Origin of the sequence: Pseudomonas brassicacearum, from assembly GCF_009601685.2 — a bacterium.
Classification (GTDB): Bacteria; Pseudomonadota; Gammaproteobacteria; order Pseudomonadales; family Pseudomonadaceae; genus Aquipseudomonas; species Aquipseudomonas kilonensis_B.
Genome location: NZ_CP045701.2, coordinates 5543561 through 5563572 on the forward strand (window position 1 = coordinate 5543561; position 20012 = coordinate 5563572).

Genomic DNA, 20012 nt, shown 5'->3' on the forward strand with positions numbered 1-20012 from the left:
AGTGACCGGAAACATCGCGGACTGGAACGTAGCGAGACAGCGGGCGAGAACGCGAAGTTTACTTAACGGTAAATCCGCCATTTTCGTCCACTGTCGCAACACCGCCTGATTGCGACATCGTTATCCACACTCCAGGAAGGGCCCCTATCGTGACTGCCATTAAACTGATCGTTGGCCTGGGAAATCCAGGCGCTGAATACGAACAGACCCGGCATAACGCAGGGGCCCTTTTTGTTGAGCGCATCGCGCAGGCACAAGGCGTCAGCCTGGCAGCCGATCGCAAGTATTTCGGCCTGACCGGTCGCTTCTCGCACCAGGGTCAGGATGTTCGCCTGTTGATTCCCACCACCTACATGAACCGCAGCGGCCAGGCCGTGGCGGCATTGGCCGGTTTCTTTCGCATCAAGCCTGAAGAAATCCTGGTGGCCCACGACGAACTCGACCTGCCTCCGGGCGTTGCCAAGCTCAAGCAAGGCGGCGGCCATGGCGGTCACAACGGGTTGCGCGACATCATCGCGCAACTGGGTAATCAGAATACCTTTCACCGCCTGCGGCTTGGCATCGGCCACCCGGGCGTTGCCAGTATGGTTTCAAACTTTGTCCTGGGTCGTGCGCCTCGCGCCGAACAGGAAAAACTCGATGCCAGCATCGACTTTGCCCTCGGCGTGCTGCCGGATATCCTCGCAGGTGAATGGAACCGCGCGATGAAAAACCTGCACAGCCAGAAGGCCTGACACTTATCCGAGGGGAAACACCATGGGATTCAATTGCGGCATCGTCGGCCTGCCTAACGTCGGCAAGTCCACCCTGTTCAACGCCCTGACCAAATCCGGTATCGCGGCTGAGAACTTCCCCTTCTGCACCATCGAGCCGAACACCGGCATCGTTCCGATGCCCGATCCACGCCTGGAAGCCCTGGCGGCCATCGTGATCCCGGAGCGCGTGCTGCCGACCACCATGGAGTTCGTCGACATCGCCGGCCTGGTGGCCGGGGCTTCGAAAGGTGAAGGCCTGGGCAACAAGTTCCTGGCCAACATCCGCGAAACCGATGCCATCGCCCACGTGGTCCGCTGCTTCGAAGACGAGAACGTGATTCACGTTTCCAACAGCGTCGACCCGAAGCGCGACATCGAGATCATCGACTTGGAACTGATCTTCGCCGACCTCGACAGCTGCGAGAAGCAACTGCAGAAAGTCGCTCGCAATGCCAAGGGTGGCGACAAAGACGCCGTCGCTCAGAAAGCCCTGCTCGAGCAGTTGATCGCCCACTTCACCTTGGGCAAGCCGGCACGCAGCCTGATCAAGAACATGGGCGCCGATGAGAAGCAGATCATTCGCGGCTTCCACCTGCTGACCACCAAGCCGGTCATGTACATCGCCAACGTTGCCGAAGACGGCTTCGAGAACAACCCGCTGCTGGACGTGGTAAAAGCTATCGCCGAAGAAGAAGGCGCGATCGTGGTACCGGTCTGCAACAAGATTGAAGCGGAAATCGCCGAGCTTGAAGACGGCGAAGAGAAGGACATGTTCCTGGAGGCCCTGGGCCTGGAAGAGCCTGGCCTGAATCGCGTGATCCGCGCGGGTTATGAAATGCTCAACCTGCAGACGTACTTCACCGCTGGCGTAAAAGAAGTCCGCGCCTGGACCGTACGCGTCGGAGCCACCGCGCCACAAGCCGCGGCCGTGATCCACACCGACTTCGAAAAAGGCTTCATCCGCGCCGAAGTCATCGCCTATGACGATTTCATCCAGTACAAGGGTGAAGCCGGTGCCAAGGAAGCCGGTAAATGGCGCCTGGAAGGCAAGGAATACATCGTCAAGGACGGTGATGTGATGCACTTCCGCTTTAACGTCTAAGTTGCGGGTGATGGTGTGTATATCCGTTATTTAGGTAACGGCTGCTTATGGTTCCGCTCTTACAGCGGAACCGCCAGTAGCCCTTACCGCAGAAACGGATATACACACCACCCCAAACCGTTTCTATCGCACTCAAGAGATCAACAGCAGCCCAAAAATCATCGACTCTTTGAAATCACACCACCCATATACTGATTCAAATCGCGAAAATCCTTAACACTCCAAGGATACGGCGATAGTTTCACACCATTCTCTCGCAAGGTCCTCGGAATCAAATCCCCATTGGGTCGAAGTATGATCGACGACACAATCACACCCGGATAATCACCGAGTCGTTTCTTGAAAGCGGCAGTTGTAAGATCAGGTGTAGGTGGATTGCTTTTATGAGCCAACGGCCCTGTCCCCTTGATATCTGCCCCATGACACATGGCACATCTCTGTAAATAGAGATTTTTCCCATTGGCATTATCCGCAAAGGATAGTGATGTTTGAATGAGCGATAAAAACCCTAGCGAAGCGATGACTAATATTTTCATTATGCTTTCGGCACATGCCAATCTTTACGGGCGCAACTCCCTGTGGGAGCGAACTCATTCCCACAGGTTTTAGGTGCCGGGATTGTTCTCCGCTCGCACAATCTGACTAGAACAGATAACCCATGTAGATCGCCGCGCCACCACCGGCCTGCACACCCGCGTTCACCCCGGCCATGACCACCGCCCCTTTGGCCGAGCGCGCCAGTTGCCGGTTGACCGTGGTCGAAGCAATAAGGGAGGTTGCCGGGTTGGAGCTCAGGGCCACCGACAATGCCAGCAACTTGGAATCGAGCCCGAACAGCAAGGCTGTGGCCGAACCACCGATCCCCAGGCCCACACCCACCTCGGTATACATGCAAGGGCCGGTGATGTCGTCACTGGTCAGGTCGCGATCGACCAGGGCGTCGCTGACAAACACCTTGCCGGTGCTGGGAAAAGCCTCCGCCGCCCCCGCGCCGGCCACGCTCTTACCCTTGATCTGGATATTGATCTTGCCGAAACGCGGCAGCCGAGCGCCAAACCCGACCCCTACGCCGACGCCACCATAGCGGTAGCTGACGTCTTCCCCCAGCGGCGAGCGCAGGGTAATCGAGCCGCCACTGCCCGCCACCATGACCACGGTCAGGCCACCACCGCTGGCGGTCTGGTACTGCCAGCGACTTTCGTTGACCGGGAGTGGGATGTTGTAGCTCATACGTTCAAAGTCCTTTATGTGAATGAGCCGCATCGCGACCGCGTTGGCGGGTGGCTTTTAGCAGGCCGACAAGGGTGAACACCAGGCCGATAAAACCCAGCACGCCGGAGGTCCCCCACAGTGCCGCCGGGGTATCGACGATGGCACTGCCAGCCGGCTGCTCGGGCAGATAATGCACCCGCACCCGTTGGTCCTTCTGATAACCGAAGATAAAGCCGCCCTGGGGATAGGAAATTTTTTCACCGCTGACGGTGGTGAAGGCGATCTCAGGATGCGAGCCACCGGCATTCAAGTGGCTGACGATGCCATCGGCGGTCTGTGCCCGGGCGAGGAAGTCATGTCGGTCGAGGCTGAGATTGACGGCAATGCCCAGCAAGCCAATGCCAATCAGGCCAAAAAGCAGGCCCAGCAGTATCGTCCCGATGCGTGACGGGGTGTCGTTAGCCATGGCTTGTCCCGGTTTCATCCATGAAAAGAAGGCGGCGAGGATAACAAAAAGCCTGCTAGGTCGTAATGCCGTTCATTCGAGGGTCGTTGCGAGGGAAATTGCTCCCTCGCAACAGACGCTCGTTAGCCTCTTTTAACTTTGAAACGCCCAAGCACCCGCTGCATCAGGGAAGCTCGCTCCGAAAGGTCCTTGGCCGCCACCGCGCACTCTTGTGAGTTCGACTGGTTTTTCTGCGTCACTTCGTCGATCTGCTCAAGCCCGATACTGGCCTGCTGCAAGCCCGAAGCCTGCTCGCTGGAGGCCTGGTAGATCAGCGAGACCAGGCTCGACACCGCGCCGGTTCCACTGACGATGTTCTTCAGCGATTCGGCGGTCCGGCCGGCGATGATCATGCCGCGCTGGGTCTTGCTCGAGGAATCGGCGATCAGCGCGGCGGTCTGCTGGGCCGCCTCGGCACTGCGGGCGGCCAGGCTACGCACTTCGTCGGCCACCACGGCAAAACCGCGCCCAAGCTCACCGGCCCGGGCAGCTTCGATCGCCGCGTTCAAGGCCAGCAGGTTGGTTTGTGCGGCGATGTTGTCGATGGTGGTAATGATCGCGGTGATGTCCTTGCCCGAGTTGTCGATTTCGGCCATGGCGGCAATCAGTTCACTCATCAATTTGTCGCTTTCCCCGGCATCGGCCCGCGAGGCCTGGGATTGCTCATCGGCTTTCTTGGCGTTGGCGGCATTGTCCCGGGTCTGGGCGGCCATCTGCGTCATCACCGCGCTGATTTCGGTGATGGACGAGGCGGAATTGGAGGCCCCATCGGAGAGTGACTGACTCAAGTCGGTGACCTGCGCCGAGCTGCCGGTGATCTGGGTGGCGCTGATTTGAACCTCGGAAATCAGCTGGTTCAGGTTGCTGACCATCTTCTCCAATGACTTGCCAAGGGTGTCATGGGGCGACGACAAGCGGACCTCCAGGTCCAGGTCACCTTCGGAAATCCGCTCGGCCACCCGCACCTGCCGTTGCAGGCTTTCAGACATGTCATTGAGGGCCGCAGACAACTGCCCGACTTCATCCTCGGATTTCTGCACCAGGCGACGCGAGAAATCGCCCAGGCTGATGGTGGCAGCCAAGGCCGCGGCTTCGCGAATCGGCCCGACGATTTTGGCCGCGGCATACCACAGGGCAGCCAGGGCCAACAACGAAATGACCAACCCTACCGACACCTGCCAGATGCTGTTGTTGAGACTGCGCGCCTGCAGTTCCTGCTCCAGGGCGATGGCCTGGCTCATGACCACAGCCTTGGGCAGGCGAATCAACACCGCCCAGGGCTTGCCCGTGCGCCCGAGCGCAATGGGCATCAGCACTTCGATATTCTGTGTTTGCGCATTGAGCAGGCCATCACCCCGTCCGCCCTGGATATCGCTGAGCACTTTTTCCCAGGAGTCAGGCAACAAGGTCTTGATCGGCTGGCCAATCAGGTCGGTCCGCTGGCTGTCCGCGACCACCAAGCCCTGGTTACTCAAAATCGAAACCGTGCCTTTGCCGCCGTAGAGATCGGCAGACATCTGCTCGCTGAGTTTCTGGATAAACGCGATATCGAAGTCAGCCCCAACCACGCCGTAGAACTTGCCGTTGGACACGATGGGCACCGACAAGGTGGTCAGCCAGACGTTTTTACCCTGGACCACATAAGGAATGGGGTCCAACACGCTTTCCTTCAGCGTGTCGCGCGGGCCGCTGTACCAGCCACCCTTGGGCACGCCGTTGGGGTGACGGTCCGGGGAGTCATATTCGACCAATGGCTGCACCGCGACATGACCATCGGCGCTGCGCGTCCAGTAAGGCGTGAAACGCCCGGTCAGCGGGTTATTGCCATCTTCTGCATTGCGCAACGCCGTATCCTGCCCGTCCAACGCATTCGGTTCCCAGCAGGAATAGGTGCCGTTGAAGTCCGGGTTATCCTTGAGGACGCTGAGCAGTACGCTGTTGATTTGCTCCCGGCCCAATGCCAGGGGGCTTTGCGAGGCCTTGCTGGCGGCAAAGGCATTGGCCATGGTGCGGGCCGCATCCAGCGCATTTTGCAACTTGGCCTGGATGGCGTTGGCCCGGGATTCGGCCAGGTTCTGGATTTCCCGGATGGTTGACTCTTCAACCAGCGCGCTGACTTCGGTCGCGACATATTGCTCATTGGCCCGGGCACTAAAGAGCCCGTAGACAATCAAGCTAATGGATGAAACAAACAGGCATACGCCTGCCGTGACACAAATACGTGCCTGCAATGACTTGAACTTCATATCCTTCCCCGCCTGATTCTATATATGGCCAACATCAAAGACGGCAGCCTCTAACGTGTGCACGACACGGCAATAACAATCGATCACGGCTGCTAGGTGCTCACAAGGCAAACACCTTGTAAGCACTTGGCGATACAGCACTTATAGGCACTTCAGCGTGGTAGGTGGGGGCGCAAACTCACCTCTGTTCGCCCGCAGAGCAGCAGAGGTCATCAAATCAAGAGTTGAAGGCCTTATGTCCGGGACAATAAGGGCGATAGGTGGAAAGAATGTGAAAGCCTGCTTTTTCAGTCACCACAAGGGTGACCCTTGAATAATGCCGCAGATTCCATTCCAGCCATTAACCACAACAGCAAATTAACACGACCGTCTTTTGTACAAACCCCAACTTAAGGCTTGTACAAACCTGTACTTTGGTCGCAACTGCAGTGTACTCATCAAGTAGCGATTCAAGACTCAGTGTGTTTTAACTGGAGACTTAATTCACGTACCAGCCCATTGCTGCTGGCATGCCGGGACTTCGTTTCGGGGCCTGGATGCCTGAACACCCACAATCCCATGTGGGAGCGAGCCTGCTCGCGAAGGCGTCGGCTCAGCTACATGGATATTCTCGCCTCAAGCCTTTCGAGTTCTCGGCAGGAAAATCGCCAACACCCCGAACAACGGCAGGAACGAGCACAACCAGTACACATACTCGATGCCCCGGATGTCCGCCAGGTGCCCCAGCAGTGCGGCGCCAATCCCGCCGAAACCGAACATCAGCCCGAAGAACACACCAGCGATCATCCCGACATTGCCCGGAACCAGTTCCTGGGCATACACCACGATGGCCGAGAACGCCGAAGCCAGGATGAAGCCGATAACCACACTGAGAATGCTGGTCCACAACAGGTCGACGTGAGGCAGGATCAGGGTGAACGGTGCCACGCCGAGGATCGAGAACCAGATCACCGCCTTGCGCCCGATCCTGTCGCCAATCGGTCCACCAAAGAAAGTCCCCGCCGCCACGGCCCCAAGAAACAGGAACAGGTGCAATTGCGAAGAGGCCACCGACAGGTCGAACTTCTCGATCAGGTAGAACGTGAAGTAGCTGGTGAAACTGGCCATGTAGAAGTACTTGGAAAACACCAGCAGCCCCAGCACTGCCAACGCACTCAAGACCCGCCCCTTGGATAGGCCATGCGTAGCCGCCTGGCCTTGCTTGAGTTTGAACAGGTTCAGGTGGTTGGCGTACCAACGGCTGATGCGGTACAGCACGAACAGCGCAAAGAGGGCGAACAACCCGAACCAGGCCACATTGGCTTGGCCATAGGGAATGATGATTGCCGCGGCCAGCAGCGGGCCAAAGGCAGAGCCGGCGTTACCGCCCACCTGGAACGTCGATTGCGCCAGCCCGTAGCGGCCGCCCGAGGCCAATCGCGCTACCCGCGACGCTTCCGGGTGAAAGGTCGACGAGCCGATACCGATCAATGCCGCCGCCACCAGGATCAGGGCAAAACTGCCGACCATTGACATCATCACAATGCCGATCAGCGTACACACCGTTCCGGCCGGCAGCAGCCAGGGCTTGGGGTGCCGGTCAGTGTGATAGCCGACCCAAGGCTGTAACAAAGAGGCGGTCAACTGGAACGTCAGTGTGATCAAGCCAACCTGAGTGAATGTCAGGCCATAGCTGTCCTTGAGCATCGGATAAATCGAGGGCAGCACGGCCTGGATCAAGTCGTTGATCAGGTGCGCCAGCGCCACGGCGCCGATGATCCGCATGACCAACGGGCTGCTTTGCGCAGTGGCGGCAACGGAGGGGATCTCGGCCTGGGTATTGCTGATAGCCATGGGAGTTTCCATACGACAGAGGGATGCACACGGGCAGGTGCGTCAATGTGCCATTTTTCGGTGCAGCAAGGCTATCCCCTTAGCTAGCTATCGACCTTGAAAAATTGTCGAAATCCAAGGTGATAGCCCAACGCCATGGTCTGAATCTTGCCTTGTTAATGACCTACAACGCGGCTCCTTACAAAGGGGACCGAGAATGGGAAGTTTCGCTACAGAGCTGGCCTACCGAGCCGATTTGGACAAACTTTCGAGGCCTTTTAAAAGGGCACCTGTTTCGGCACTTGTGTAGAAAACGCACAAAAATAGTGCAAGGGTGTTCAGGGGAGTATGGGCATGCAGGCTTTTTTATCACCGGGAATCAGGTTGTTGGGGCATTTCGGCTTCGCCCGCAAGTTCCAGTTGTTGTTCCTGCTTTTTATCCTGCCGCTCATGGGCAGCCTGTGGCTCATCGGCCAGGACTATCGCGACAAGCTCAGTCTGATTTCCGGGGAACGCGCCGGGGTGCGCCAATTGATGGCCCTGGATAACCTGGACAATCTGCTCACTGCCCAGCGCAACCGCGCGGCGCGCTGGCGTGCCACCGAAACCAATCGGCAGCCGACACCCGCGACGCTGGCTGCCATGGCGGCATACGATGCAGTGCAACCGGCCCTCACCCAGGCCGCCAGTGACCTGGGCAACACCCTGCAAACCGAAGGGGCCGAAGCCGATACCCTCGCGCGCTATCAAGTCCTGCAAACCAGCCTCAACGGTCTGGATTCGAAAAGCCTGGGCAGCGTGGGCTGGTGGCCGGATGGCTACGACCGCTTCACCGCCGCCCTCAGCGCCCTGCAGGCCTTGCGCGAACAAATGGTCATGGACAACCGCCTGACCCTCGCCTCCTGGCTGGAGACGTATTTGCTGACGCAGATTTCCACCCAGCAGACGCCGGACCTGATCGAACGGGTCGGTCGCCTGGCCAGCGTTGGACAGGCCTCAGTGGTCTCAGGTCAGTTCACGTTGCAGAGTCGCCTGCAACTGCGGGACCTGCGCAGCCGTATCGGCGACGCCCGGGACCAACTGGTCAAGACCGGAGGGCTGCTGGAAACCCGCCTGCCCAGCGAATTGCAGATCTGGGCCGAACAATACCAGGGCAGCCTCAAGCACTTGGATGCCGGCCTGAAGGTGTTGGATGACGGCGTGTTCGGCGGCTCCATCAATCTCAAGCCCGAAGACTTCGAGAAACACATGGATGCCCTCCTCGCCGACCTGGCGACCCTGCGGCAACAGTCCCTGGTGGCACTGGATACGCGACTGGACCACTACCACGGTTCGGCGATTCGCCAGTTCACCCTGGTCGCGACGGTACTGGGCTGCCTGCTGCTGGCGGCGCTGTACCTTTTTGTTTGCCTGCAAGCGTCGATCCGGCGCAGCGCCAGCGGCATCACCCTGCTGGCCGAAGCGCTGCGCGATGGCAATCTCAGCCTGCAAGTGCCGGTAGAGGGGCGCGATGAACTGGCGGCCATCAGCACCGCCCTCAACGTTGCCGTGGTGCAGTTGCGCAACAGCCTGCTGGGGGTGGACCACGAAACGTTGCAGTTGAGCAATGCCGTGCGCACCCTCAACACACACTCCAGCGGCGCCCTGGGCGAAGTCGAAGCCCAGCAGATGCAGATCAGCCAGATCGCTGCCGCCGCGACACAACTGGCCGCCACCTCCCAGGGCGTGGCCAAGAGCTGTGAACAGGCTTCCGATAGCGCCCAGCAGACCCGTCGCATCGCCACCGACAGCAGCCGCGACAGCCAACGCACCACGGCAAGCATCCAGCAGCTCAACCAGCGCCTCAACGAAACCGCCGCCGCATTGGGGCGGGTCAGCGAACAGGGGCAACAGATCCAACTGGTGGTCGATACCATTCGCGGCGTGGCCGAGCAGACCAATCTCTTGGCCCTCAATGCCGCCATCGAAGCCGCTCGCGCCGGGGAACAGGGCCGTGGTTTCGCGGTGGTAGCCGACGAGGTGCGCAGCCTGTCGCAACGTACCCAATCCTCCACGCAACAGATTGCCGCCACCGTCGACAGCCTGCGCGCCACGGTCAACGAAGCTGTCAGCCTGATGGAAGCCGCCTGCGGCCAGGCCCAGACCGACGCCCAAGCGGTCACCGGCCTTGGCGAGCGGCTCGGTGAAATCGCCAGCGCGGTGCAAAGCGTCACCGACACCCTGGCGCAAATCGCCACCGCCGTGGATGAACAAGCCAGCACCGCCGACGAGGTCAGCGGCAATATCCAGCAAGTCGACCAGGCAGCGATGCGCTTGCTCGAAGGTGCACGTGCCGTGAACGTGGCGGCGGATACCTTGAGCCAGGGCAGCCAGGCCTTGAGTGCCAACACAGGGAGATTTCAGCTCGGTTGATAGCGATTTGCGGCGAGGATTGTTAAGCGGTTGAAAGCGCAGAGAAATATTTCAGATTTACGCTTGACACATCTTCGTTACCAGCGAATAATGCGCGCCACTTGGCTACATAGCTCAGTTGGTTAGAGCATAGCATTCATAATGCTGGGGTCCGGGGTTCAAGTCCCTGTGTAGCCACCAAGTACTAAAAACGGCCTATCGAAAGATAGGCCGTTTTTTATGCCTCGAGAAAAGTACCTGCCCTCTCAGGATTTGATTGCGCACCTCTGTGGCGAGGGGGCTTGTTGATTTGCGCCACACGCCTCGCATCGCTACAGTCGGTCTCTATTCCACGCCACGGATGGAGCGACACGTGCTTACAGATCTGAAACCGAACCTTCGTCACCTGTCAGCCGTTTCGTTACTGGCTGTCGCCCTGACACTCATCGCCTGTAAGGCCCCGTCCTCCTCCACCACCACACCTGCATTGCCCAGCGCACCGGAAATCGCTTCCGGCTACCGCACCGATCTGCAGACCCGCCACGCCGACAAGCACATGGCCGCCGCGGCCAACCCCTTGGCGGCCGAGGCCGGGCGGGAGATGTTGCGGCGCGGCGGCTCGGCCATCGACGCGGCGATTGCGATGCAAGCGGTGCTGACGCTGGTGGAACCACAATCTTCAGGCATCGGCGGCGGCGCGTTCATTGTGCTGTGGGATGGCAAGACCGTGCGCACCTACGACGGTCGCGAAACAGCACCGGCCGGCGCCACTGAAAGACTTTTCCTGCAAGCCGACGGCAAACCCATGCCGTTTACCGCTGCCCAAATCGGCGGCCGCTCCGTTGGCACGCCGGGAGTGTTGCGCGCCTTGGAACTGGCCAACCGCAAACACGGGCGCCTGGAATGGGCGACACTGTTCGAGCCAGCCATCGCGCTGGCGGAACGAGGTTTTGCGATCTCGCCCAGGTTGCATTCGTTGATCGCGGCCGATCCGTCCCTGCCGGGCTCGCCGGACATGGCCGCCTACTTCCTGAACGCCGATGGCAGCCCGAAAGCGGTCGGCACGCTACTGAAGAATCCAGCCTTGGCCAACGTGCTCAAGCGCATTGCCAACGAGGGCCCGGATGCGTTGTACAAAGGGCCGGTGGCCGAGGAGATAGTCGCCAAGGTGCGAGGCAACGCCAATCCCGGCAGCCTTTCGCTCAATGACCTCCAGGGCTACGCCGCCCGGGAGCGCGCGCCGTTGTGCTCCGACTACAAACGCTGGCAAGTGTGCGGCATGGCGCCCCCGTCTTCAGGCGGGATTGCCTTGGCGCAGATCCTCGGGACATTACAGGCCCTGGAACAGCGCGACAGCCACAAGGCCCTCGCGCCATTGAAACCACTCAAGACCGACAAACCCGCCGGCCTCGAGCCTGCGCCCGAGGCGGTGCACTTGATCGCTGAAGCGGAGCGCCTGACCTACGCCGACCGCGCCCAGTACGTCGCCGACTCGGATTTTGTCCCCGTGCCGGTCAAGGGCCTGGTCGATCCGGACTATCTGGCCAGCCGCGCAGGCCTGATCGGCTCACGCAGCATGGGTGTCGCCAAGCCCGGCACACCACCGGGCATCCAGGTGGCCTACGCCCCGGACCGTTCCCCCCTGCGCATCTCCACCTCGCAAGTGGTGGCGGTGGATGACCTGGGAGGGGCTGTGTCCATGACCACCACGGTGGAGTCGGCGTTCGGCTCACATTTGATGGTCCAGGGCTTCATGCTCAACAACCAGCTGACCGACTTCTCGTTCATCCCTGAAGAAAACGGGCAAAAAGTCGCCAACCGCGTCGAACCCGGCAAACGCCCGCGCTCGTCCATGGCGCCGACGCTGGTCTTCGATCGTCAGAGTGGTGAGTTGCTGGCCGCTGTTGGTTCGCCGGGTGGCTCGCAAATCATCGAATACGTCGCCAAGTCGGTCATTGGCCTGCTCGACTGGAACCTGGACCCGCAAACCGCCATCAACCTCCCCAACTTCGGCAGCCGTAATGGCCCCACCGAACTGGAAAAGGGACAGTTCAGCCCGGCGTTGGTCCAGGCGCTGAAAGACAAAGGCCATGCGGTGAGCGAGATCGACATGAACAGCGGTACCCAGGCGATCGTCCGGGTGCGTGATGCACAAGGAAAGACGTCTCTGGCCGGCGGTGCGGATCCGCGACGGGAAGGAGAAGCGCTGGGGGATTGAACACTCGCCGATCAGGTTGAGTCAGCGTGCCAGGATGTTGAATGTGTGGCCGCCATCGCGAGCAAGCTCGCTCCCACAGGGGGTGGCGGCGAACACAATATCAAGGCTATTCAGGGAGAACTGTGTGAGCGAGCTTGCTCGCGATAGCGGCCGCTAGCTCAGCAGTTTTCCTCAGGTCGATAGCTGATTGGCAAACTGGCTCACCGCATCGACCACTTTCTTCGCCCCGTCCTGAATCTCGACGATCACCGTGCCCGCCTCGGCGGCCAGGGCCAGGCCGTGTTCAGCCTGGTGCTGGCCGTCGGTCATCAGTGCCACGGCGTTGCGGGCCATGTCCTGGTTCTGACGGACCACGCCGACGATTTCATCGGTCGCCTGGCTGGTGCGCGATGCCAGTTGTCGCACTTCATCGGCCACCACCGCAAAGCCGCGCCCTTGCTCGCCGGCCCGGGCGGCTTCGATCGCGGCGTTGAGCGCCAGCAGGTTGGTTTGTTCGGCGATGCCGCTGATGGTCTTGACGATGGTGCCAATCACCAGGGATTGCTCATTCAGCGCCTCGATGCCTTCGCCAGCGGTTTGCATGTGTCGGGCCAGGTCGCGCATCACGTCCACGGCCTGGGTCACCACCGTCGTGCCGCGCTGGGCACTGTTGTCGGTCTGCAGCGAGGTGCTGTAGGCGATGCTGGCCGCCTCGGCGACAGCTTTTTCCTGGTTGACCTGGTCCGTGATGTTGGTGGCGAACTTGACCACTTTATACAGTCGCTCGTTGGCATCGACCACCGGGTTGTAGGAGGCTTCCAGCCAGACCTCACGACCATTGCTGTCGATACGCTTGAAACGGCCAGCCACGAATTCACCGCTGTTCAGGCGCTTCCAGAACTGCTGGTAGGCCGCGCTGTTGTACTCCTCAGGCTCACAAAACATGCGGTGATGCTTGCCCTTGATCTGCGCGAGGCTATAGCCCATGGCGTTGAGGAAACGATCATTGGCCGTCAGTACGTGACCGCCCAAATCGAATTCGATCACCGCCGTTGAACGCACCAACGCGCCAATGAGGTTTTCATGCTCGCGGGAAGCCTCGATGGTGCGGGTCAGGTCATTGGAATACATCGAAAAGTAGCGAATCCGCCCGTCGGTACTCCGTACAGGCTGAAGGATCGAACGCAGCCAGGCTTCCTGACCATTGCCGCGAACCAGGCGCACGGCACCGGAAAAGTGTTCGCCCCGGGTCAGCGCCGACTTGAAGCGAACCTGGAACTCATTGGATTTCAAATATGCGGGAACCAGCTCATCCACAGGCCGGCCAATCAAGTCCTGGCTCTTGTAGCGCATCTCGTCGAGGAAATTCTGATTGACCGATTGAATCCGTCCCTCGGCGTCCAGGGTGAGGCCAAGCATTTCGCGATCCAGGCTGTCCTTGACTTGTGCAAGGCTGGACAGTTCTTGGCGAAGAGCCAGCAGCTCCTGCTTCAGGCGGTTGTTGAACATGGGCAGCTCCGACAGCAGGAGAATTGAATGCTGTTCCCTTGCCATCGGCCCGGCGTTTTTTTTCTAAAGAGCCTTACAAGCCGCTCTTGAAAATAATCATGGAGGCTCTCGAAACCCTGACAAGCGTCCCATGGTCACTGGATTGCTCTACTGTTGATGGCTGACCGCTGAGGCCTTGCCGCCCCCCAATACCCATAACCATAAAAACGAGGTAATTGCCGTGACCACCGACATCGAAGACAGCCGTTGCGCCCGCTTCGCCTTGCGCTGTTCCAGTTTCGCCGAGCGCTGGTTCCCCGACTCCTGGGTCTTTGCCGCGCTGGCGGTGCTGGTGGTCGCGCTGGCGACACAAATTATCGGCGCCCCGCCCACGGCAGCCGCCATGGCGTTTGGCGACGGCTTCTGGAGCCTGATCCCGTTCACCATGCAGATGGCCTTCGTGGTGATCGGCGGTTACGTGGTCGCCAGTTCGCCACCCGCCGTCAAGTTGATCGATCGCTTGGCGCGGATCCCGAAGAACGGCCGCTCTGCCGTGGCGTGGGTGGCGCTGATCTCCATGGTCGCGTCGTTGCTCAACTGGGGCCTGTCGCTCGTGTTTGGCGGCCTGCTGGTGCGGGCCCTCGCCCGTCGCACCGATCTGAAGATGGACTATCGCGCCGCCGGCGCCGCCGCATACCTTGGGCTGGGTGCTGTGTGGGCCCTGGGGTTGTCTTCATCGGCCGCACAATTGCAGGCCAACCCGGCCAGCCTGCCGCCGTCGATCCTGTCGATCACTGGCGTCATTCCGTTCACCCAGACCATCTTTCTCTGGCAGTCCGGGGTGATGCTGCTGGCGCTGATTGTGATCTCGTTGATCATTGCCTACGCCACCGCCCCCGGCCCGAACAGCGCCCGTGACGCCGCCGCCTGCGGGATCGACCCCAGCTTCAGCATGCCGGTGCTGCAACCGCGCACCCGTCCCGGGGAATGGCTGGAACACAGCCCGCTGTTGACCATCGCCCTGGTGCTGCTGGCGGCCGGCTGGCTGTTCCATGAGTTCTCGACCAAACCTGCGATCAATGCCATTTCCGGGCTCAACACCTATAACTTCCTGTTCATCATGCTCGGGGCCTTGCTGCACTGGCGGCCGCGCAGTTTTCTCGATGCGGTGGCCCGTGCAGTGCCAACCACCACCGGCGTACTGATCCAGTTCCCGCTATACGGCTCGATCGCCGCCTTGCTGACCACAGTCAAGGGCAGCGATGCCCAGACGTTGGCCCACCATATCTCGACCTTTTTCGTCCAGATTGCCTCCCATGACACCTACGCCTTGTTAATGGGTGTCTATTCGGCGGTACTGGGCTTTTTCATTCCTTCTGGCGGCGGCAAGTGGATCATTGAAGCGCCCTACGTCATGCAGGTGGCCAACGACCTGAACTATCACCTGGGTTGGGCGGTGCAGATCTATAACGCCGCCGAAGCGCTGCCAAACCTTATCAACCCGTTCTACATGCTGCCGTTACTGGGGGTCTTGGGGCTCAAGGCCAGGGACCTGATCGGTTTTTCCTTCGTGCAGTTGCTGGTGCATACGCCGTTGGTGCTGGCGCTGCTATGGGCACTGGGGACAACATTGAGTTATTTGCCGCCAGTGATGCCATAAAGCCATAAAAAAGGGCCGATATTTCCCTCGGCCCACTTTTTCTTCGGCCCGGTCTGTTTCAGTATTGGGGGCGCCCTGTTTTAGGGGTCCCTCACGCTGAAAAGGATCTGAGCATGTTCAAACTCGCCGTTCTTCCTCTTGCCGCCCTGGCCCTGAGTGCCACTGCTCACGCCGAGGACATTGACGTACAACTGGGCAGCACCGAACGCGTCACTCGCCTCTTCGCCTATCCCAACAACTGCAACGTCATCTGCTTTCGCGACTGGACCCTGGAGCAGACCGTCGAGCATTACCTGACCCAAAGCGTACAGCGCGACGGCTACAGCACGGCCAAGGTCAGTGTCAAAAGCGACAACGATAAAGTCTATGCCCACATCAGCGGCGTACCGAAGAGCTACGGCCAACCGCTCAAGGCCCTGCTTGACGCCGGGGACCTGGCGTACAACGGCGCCTCGAAACTCAACAGCGACCAGAAATGGTCCTACAACTGGTACCTGTTCCTGCCGCTGGGCATGGCCCTGGAAAACCGCAAGAGTGTCGAGTTGCTGCACTTCCCGCCGGATTACTCCCTGACCCAGGCCCAGGACTACCTGGAGTCGGCCACCACCGATCGTTGGGCCACGCTGCTGACCGTCAACGGCATTGCTGTTGAACAGACGCCGGCCTACCAGACCATCATCGACATCGCGCCCATCGCGGCGCCATCCAACGCCGGCAGCACACTGGCGGGGCTCTACAGCTACTTCAACGATTACCAGACGACCATGGTCACGCAGGTCACCCAAACCGCCAGCGGCGCCGCATTGCCAATGGTGGCCTTCGGAGCGCCCGTTCGGGACTGGATCAAGACCCAGTACGGCCCGACCGTGAATGTACTCGGCCTGGCGACCATCACAACCGGCAGCGGCGTCAAGGTTCCGGTCCTGGGTTCCAATCATCCGAGCTACATCTGGTACGCCGCCGACAAGGACAGCTACGACGGTGACGAAGCCAAGGCGGATGCCGCTGGCCTGAAAGTCATGGGTCAGGACCTGAGTGCTTCATGCTGGCAGGCCGGCATGGGCAGCAAGCCAGGCACCGACCCGAGCACACTGCTGAACCAGTGCACGCAGACCTGGCAGGTCACGCAAAAGGAAAAGACCTGCGAATTGTTCTACACCTCCATTCGCAACTTGACGCCGGCAGATGCAGCGAAAAAATGCGAAACGCCGGCGATCAAGTCGCAACTTCCACAACTGAAGGTGCCTATGCCGCTGCCTGCCGAGGCGGTCTAAACCTTGAGGTGCTTTCCCGCGTAGGTTTGGGCTGACACGGGAAAGCGCTTTTGGCGCCTGTCAGAGTTGACAGTAGATGACGCCCCCGACTTGGGCGAAGCTATCAAGGTTTTTTCAACGATCGCCGGCAGGATCGCCAGCGCCAGAAAGTCGAGTGTTTAGCACCGACAAGGACTGTCATGACCACGTTCATAACAGATAGGGCCTGTTCACAGAATCGGGATTGCATCTACCCGGAAAAACAACTCAGCACCCGCCTGGGCTACCCCTCGGCGCGCGATTTCGAAGTGCATCACACGACCGACGGGCGCGGCAACGGCATCGTCGCCCGCAAACCATTCGCTCCCATGGAGAGGATGTGCAGGGTTTCGGGGCTGCTGGTGAGCCGACGGCGCCTGCACACGCTGCAGATCCTGCCGGACGTCCACATGTATGACCCACACTTCGCCGGATTGCTGCTGCATTCCTGCGACCCGAATGTCTTCCTCGACATGAGCGAGCTGTGGCTGTGGTCACTGGCCCGTATCGATGAAGGTGACTGCCTGACGATGGACTACGCCAGTACCGAACAGAAACTGTATCGACAGTTCGCCTGCCGGTGCGGTTCGCCCAACTGTCATGGCTGGATTACCGGCTATGACGAACCGCCCAATGAGCAGGGAATGAAGTTTCTACGGCACTGGCGCCGCCAATGTCACCGCGACTGACGAACCGGAATCAAGGCGCGCCAACCGGACGCAGCCTATACTGCGGTGGCAACTGTTCGAAACCGCTGATCGTGGTGTCCAGGCTCTTCCAGCGTCCGTCCTTGATGCCATAGATGCAGCCATGGATCGACAGTTTCTGCCCCCGGTGCCAGGCGTTCTGCACGATGCTGGTATGGCCGACATTAGCCACCTGCTGGATCACGTTCAGCTCGCACAGGCGGTCGACACGTTCCTCCTCGGTCGGCAATTGGCCCAACGCCTCGCGATGCTCGTAGTACAGGTCGCGAATCGAGCGCAGCCAGCCGTCGATCAGGCCCAGTTGCCGGTCCTGCATCGAGGCACGCACGCCGCCACAGCCGTAATGGCCGGTGACCAGGATGTGTTTGACCTTGAGCACGTCCACCGCGTACTGGATCACCGACAGGCAGTTGAGGTCCGTGTGCAGCACTACGTTGGCCACGTTGCGGTGTACGAACAGATCGCCCGGCAGCATGCCGACGATCTCGTTGGCCGGCACCCGCGCATCGGAACAGCCGATCCACAGGTACTCTGGGGTTTGCTGACGAGCCAGCTTGGAGAAGAAGTCAGGATCTTCCTGCTTGATCGCATCGGCCCAGCGCGCGTTGTTATCAATCAGATCTTGTAATTCGTTCATGCTGTCTAGCCTCGATTGAGAGTGCGCAACTGTGACAAACGACCGCCGGTCGAGGTCACGTCGGCAATGCATTGGAATTCCTGGATGCGCTGCCGGTCGACACCAGTAAGGCCCATAGTATGAGGAATTGCCATGAATGATTCACGACGCCCCTTCGATGCGACGCAACCGGAACCCATCGACGACAACGAAGATCGCATGGGCTCGATGCATGAACTGGAGTTCGACGAAGAAGAACCCAGCGCGAAAATCGGTGACGAACTGCCGGAAAACGAACGCGAGCACCTGATGCCTCGCGAACGCGTCCGTGAAGCCGGGCTGACCGGGGCTTCGACGGATGATCACGAATCGACCGACGACGACATGAGCCCGGAAACCCTCATCCGCGAAGACGGCGCTCGGGATGCCCACGAGACCGGGGACGACGAACAGGCGGACTGGGACCTGAGTGTCGTCGATGAAAACGATATTGGCGGAGGCGATGGGCTGGATGAAGCGGAAATGGCGGATATCGATCCGCTGGATGGCAAGCGGTAAGCCGACAATCGCCATCGTGAGCAAGCTCGCGATGGCGGCGTTGTGGTCAACCTCAATGTGATGTGGCGCTTCAGTCCACCAAGGTACAAGCCATGACCACCGCATCCTCACGGCCGCCCACCGCCGGGTAGTAATCCCGGCGCCGGCCAATTTCATTGAAGCCATAGCGCTCATACAGCCGGAACGCCGTGCGATTGCTGTCGCGCACTTCCAGGAAGCATTCCCGGGCCTGGGCCTTGTAGGCGATCGACATCAAATGTTCCAACAGGCGCAAGCCCAGGCCACGGCCCTGGTTTTCCGGTTTGACGGTAATATTGAGCAGGTGCGCCTCATCCAGGATGATCTGCACCACGCCATGGCCGACTTGCTGCTGGCCTTCGAACATCAACCAAATCTGGTATTTGCCCAGCCCGTCGAGAAATATCCCGCGGGTCCAGGGGTGGCTGTAGGCGGCGTATTCGATTTTCAGTACAGCGTCGAGGTCCGCCTCGGTCATCGGGCGGAACGATACAGCGTCACTCATTCGATTCTTTCCAGCGCGCCATCAGCCGGCGCATGGCTTGCCAGACATCAGCCTTGCGCTGTGGCGTTTCCATTAACAATTCCAACCCGGGCAACGCCCAGGCCGAGCCCAGGCCTTCGACCTGCAGTTCGCGATTGAACGCTTCGGCGTCCGCCTCGCCGGCAAACTTCACCGCCGGCAGGCCGATCAGCCACAGGCACACGCAGGGCTCGTCTTCGAGACGCGCCGAAACGAACCCCTGGACGAAATCCCGCGCCGCTTCGGGCCCCTGGTCCATGGTGCCGCGCGACAACAGCGGCCAGCGCACCGGTTCGCCAATGATCTGCGGGCTGTCTGGCAGACCGGCGGCGCGCAGCATGTCCTTGAGCAGCAGATAGGCCGGGTCACGGCTTTGGAACGGCTCGCCCGTGGGCAACTCCACCAACAGCAGGCAACGCCCGGCCCGCAGCAGCTGCAGGGCGAAACGCGGCGGTGCGACGTAGGGGGCCTTGGGCGGCGCCTCGACAACCTCTTCCACCGGCTTGGCGTTGGTACGGGTCGAGGCCAGGCTGGGACGCGGCACTTCGATTTTTGGCCGTTCGACCACGGGCGCCACCGGCTCGGCAACCGTCTTGGCCACAGGCGCAGTCACGACCGGCGCGATGTACTCGGGCTCGGGCGTTTCCAGCAGCTCGGGCCGCGACGGGGCGGCGAACGGCAATTCGGTACGCGGCAGCCAGTTGACCACCTGCATGGCGGTCAGATAGGCGCGGCGACGGGACTCGATAAGCAAGGGTCGGCCACTTGTGGATAACGGAAAGTGGGAGCGATTCTACCGCCCTTCGGCGCGGATCGCTTCCCTGTTGAGCCAATAGTTGATCGATAGCAAACGACAGTCCGTCCAAGGGGTGAATCGCAACCGGCCCGATGCAGTACAATCGCCGCTTTTAATTGCCAACCCGACGGCCA

General features: G+C 60.2%; 17 protein-coding genes, 1 tRNA gene and 2 pseudogenes. 9 read left to right on the forward strand and 11 right to left on the reverse strand.

Annotated features, from left to right (window positions below; translation table 11 throughout):
• Positions 1–149: 149 nt before the first annotated feature.
• On the forward strand, positions 150–734 hold the full coding sequence (pth, locus tag GFU70_RS24005; RefSeq protein ID WP_003205533.1) for an aminoacyl-tRNA hydrolase: 585 nt from the start codon (positions 150–152) through the stop codon (positions 732–734).
• Between the two features lie 22 nt (positions 735–756).
• Positions 757–1857: a redox-regulated ATPase YchF gene (gene ychF / locus GFU70_RS24010; RefSeq protein ID WP_058546029.1), complete on the forward strand. Its 1101-nt coding sequence runs from the start codon at positions 757–759 to the stop codon at positions 1855–1857.
• A gap of 158 nt (positions 1858–2015) precedes the next feature.
• On the opposite strand, the gene GFU70_RS24015 is transcribed toward ychF, so the two are convergent.
• From GFU70_RS24015 to GFU70_RS24035, 6 genes and pseudogenes are all read right to left on the reverse strand, one after another.
• Complete coding sequence (locus GFU70_RS24015) at positions 2016–2393, reverse strand: c-type cytochrome (protein WP_153388901.1); 378 nt, start codon at positions 2391–2393, stop codon at positions 2016–2018.
• A gap of 106 nt (positions 2394–2499) precedes the next feature.
• Positions 2500–3087 carry a hypothetical protein gene (locus GFU70_RS24020; protein ID WP_058546028.1) on the reverse strand — a complete coding sequence of 196 codons (588 nt, stop codon included), beginning with the start codon at positions 3085–3087 and terminating at the stop codon, positions 2500–2502.
• A gap of 4 nt (positions 3088–3091) precedes the next feature.
• Positions 3092–3535 (reverse strand): DUF3592 domain-containing protein, encoded by a 444-nt coding sequence (locus GFU70_RS24025; RefSeq protein ID WP_058546027.1) that lies wholly within the window; start codon positions 3533–3535, stop codon positions 3092–3094.
• Between the two features lie 122 nt (positions 3536–3657).
• Entirely contained in the window at positions 3658–4563 is a 906-nt protein-coding gene (locus GFU70_RS29195; protein ID WP_373419653.1) for a methyl-accepting chemotaxis protein, read from the reverse strand.
• Positions 4558–5820: pseudogene (locus tag GFU70_RS29200) on the reverse strand (HAMP domain-containing protein); the annotation flags it as partial. The pseudogene GFU70_RS29200 and the gene GFU70_RS29195, both read right to left, overlap by 6 nt.
• 615 nt (positions 5821–6435) lie before the next feature.
• The gene (locus tag GFU70_RS24035; RefSeq protein ID WP_153388903.1) at positions 6436–7653 is read right to left on the reverse strand and encodes an MFS transporter; all 1218 of its coding nucleotides are present in this window, start codon (positions 7651–7653) and stop codon (positions 6436–6438) included.
• Between the two features lie 333 nt (positions 7654–7986).
• Between GFU70_RS24035 and GFU70_RS24040 the strand changes: the two genes are divergently transcribed.
• The 3 genes from GFU70_RS24040 to ggt all read left to right on the forward strand — a co-directional run bounded on the left by GFU70_RS24040 (position 7987) and on the right by ggt (position 12241).
• Positions 7987–10044 carry a methyl-accepting chemotaxis protein gene (locus GFU70_RS24040; protein ID WP_153388904.1) on the forward strand — a complete coding sequence of 686 codons (2058 nt, stop codon included), beginning with the start codon at positions 7987–7989 and terminating at the stop codon, positions 10042–10044.
• A gap of 103 nt (positions 10045–10147) precedes the next feature.
• Positions 10148–10224 (forward strand) — tRNA-Met (locus tag GFU70_RS24045).
• A gap of 160 nt (positions 10225–10384) precedes the next feature.
• Positions 10385–12241, forward strand: a complete 1857-nt coding sequence (ggt, locus tag GFU70_RS24050; protein ID WP_153389193.1) for a gamma-glutamyltransferase — start codon at positions 10385–10387, stop codon at positions 12239–12241.
• A 171-nt stretch (positions 12242–12412) separates the two neighbouring features.
• On the opposite strand, the gene GFU70_RS29205 is transcribed toward ggt, so the two are convergent.
• Both GFU70_RS29205 and GFU70_RS29210 read right to left on the reverse strand, forming a co-directional pair.
• On the reverse strand, positions 12413–12844 hold the full coding sequence (locus tag GFU70_RS29205; RefSeq protein ID WP_370873836.1) for a methyl-accepting chemotaxis protein: 432 nt from the start codon (positions 12842–12844) through the stop codon (positions 12413–12415).
• Between the two features lie 108 nt (positions 12845–12952).
• Positions 12953–13774, reverse strand: a pseudogene (locus GFU70_RS29210) (PAS domain-containing protein); the annotation flags it as partial.
• Positions 13775–13949: 175 nt separating this feature from the next.
• Here GFU70_RS29210 and GFU70_RS24060 point away from each other — a divergent pair.
• The 3 genes from GFU70_RS24060 to GFU70_RS24070 all read left to right on the forward strand — a co-directional run bounded on the left by GFU70_RS24060 (position 13950) and on the right by GFU70_RS24070 (position 17349).
• Entirely contained in the window at positions 13950–15368 is a 1419-nt protein-coding gene (locus tag GFU70_RS24060) for a short-chain fatty acid transporter (protein ID WP_058546021.1), read from the forward strand.
• A gap of 113 nt (positions 15369–15481) precedes the next feature.
• Entirely contained in the window at positions 15482–16642 is a 1161-nt protein-coding gene (locus GFU70_RS24065; protein WP_058546020.1) for a hypothetical protein, read from the forward strand.
• Positions 16643–16821: 179 nt separating this feature from the next.
• Complete coding sequence (locus tag GFU70_RS24070) at positions 16822–17349, forward strand: hypothetical protein (RefSeq protein ID WP_058546019.1); 528 nt, start codon at positions 16822–16824, stop codon at positions 17347–17349.
• A gap of 10 nt (positions 17350–17359) precedes the next feature.
• Here the strand turns inward: GFU70_RS24070 and can are convergent, their stop codons facing one another.
• Positions 17360–18004: a carbonate dehydratase gene (can, locus tag GFU70_RS24075; RefSeq protein WP_058546018.1), complete on the reverse strand. Its 645-nt coding sequence runs from the start codon at positions 18002–18004 to the stop codon at positions 17360–17362.
• A 132-nt stretch (positions 18005–18136) separates the two neighbouring features.
• Between can and GFU70_RS24080 the strand changes: the two genes are divergently transcribed.
• Positions 18137–18541 (forward strand): hypothetical protein, encoded by a 405-nt coding sequence (locus GFU70_RS24080; protein WP_058546017.1) that lies wholly within the window; start codon positions 18137–18139, stop codon positions 18539–18541.
• A 70-nt stretch (positions 18542–18611) separates the two neighbouring features.
• On the opposite strand, the gene rimI is transcribed toward GFU70_RS24080, so the two are convergent.
• Both rimI and GFU70_RS24090 read right to left on the reverse strand, forming a co-directional pair.
• Positions 18612–19064, reverse strand: a complete 453-nt coding sequence (rimI, locus tag GFU70_RS24085; protein ID WP_058546016.1) for a ribosomal protein S18-alanine N-acetyltransferase — start codon at positions 19062–19064, stop codon at positions 18612–18614.
• A complete protein-coding gene (locus tag GFU70_RS24090; protein WP_064106943.1) occupies positions 19057–19836 on the reverse strand; it encodes a hypothetical protein in 780 nt (259 codons plus the stop codon). The genes rimI and GFU70_RS24090 overlap by 8 nt, the downstream gene beginning before the upstream one ends.
• Between the last annotated feature and the right edge of the window lie 176 nt (positions 19837–20012).

Bases quoted from the DNA above. Each gene is read 5' to 3' on its own strand.
- ychF (WP_058546029.1), top strand. From the start codon at position 757: ATGGGATTCAATTGCGGCATCGTCGGCCTGCCTAACGTCGGCAAGTCC.
- GFU70_RS24015 (WP_153388901.1), bottom strand. From the start codon at position 2,393: ATGAAAATATTAGTCATCGCTTCGCTAGGGTTTTTATCGCTCATTCAA.
- GFU70_RS24020 (WP_058546028.1), bottom strand. From the start codon at position 3,087: ATGAGCTACAACATCCCACTCCCGGTCAACGAAAGTCGCTGGCAGTAC.
- GFU70_RS24025 (WP_058546027.1), bottom strand. From the start codon at position 3,535: ATGGCTAACGACACCCCGTCACGCATCGGGACGATACTGCTGGGCCTG.
- GFU70_RS29195 (WP_373419653.1), bottom strand. From the start codon at position 4,563: ATGTCTGAAAGCCTGCAACGGCAGGTGCGGGTGGCCGAGCGGATTTCC.
- GFU70_RS24035 (WP_153388903.1), bottom strand. From the start codon at position 7,653: ATGGCTATCAGCAATACCCAGGCCGAGATCCCCTCCGTTGCCGCCACT.
- GFU70_RS24040 (WP_153388904.1), top strand. From the start codon at position 7,987: ATGCAGGCTTTTTTATCACCGGGAATCAGGTTGTTGGGGCATTTCGGC.
- ggt (WP_153389193.1), top strand. From the start codon at position 10,385: ATGGAGCGACACGTGCTTACAGATCTGAAACCGAACCTTCGTCACCTG.
- GFU70_RS29205 (WP_370873836.1), bottom strand. From the start codon at position 12,844: ATGCGCGACCTGGCCCGACACATGCAAACCGCTGGCGAAGGCATCGAG.
- GFU70_RS24065 (WP_058546020.1), top strand. From the start codon at position 15,482: ATGTTCAAACTCGCCGTTCTTCCTCTTGCCGCCCTGGCCCTGAGTGCC.
- GFU70_RS24070 (WP_058546019.1), top strand. From the start codon at position 16,822: ATGACCACGTTCATAACAGATAGGGCCTGTTCACAGAATCGGGATTGC.
- can (WP_058546018.1), bottom strand. From the start codon at position 18,004: ATGAACGAATTACAAGATCTGATTGATAACAACGCGCGCTGGGCCGAT.
- GFU70_RS24080 (WP_058546017.1), top strand. From the start codon at position 18,137: ATGAATGATTCACGACGCCCCTTCGATGCGACGCAACCGGAACCCATC.
- rimI (WP_058546016.1), bottom strand. From the start codon at position 19,064: ATGAGTGACGCTGTATCGTTCCGCCCGATGACCGAGGCGGACCTCGAC.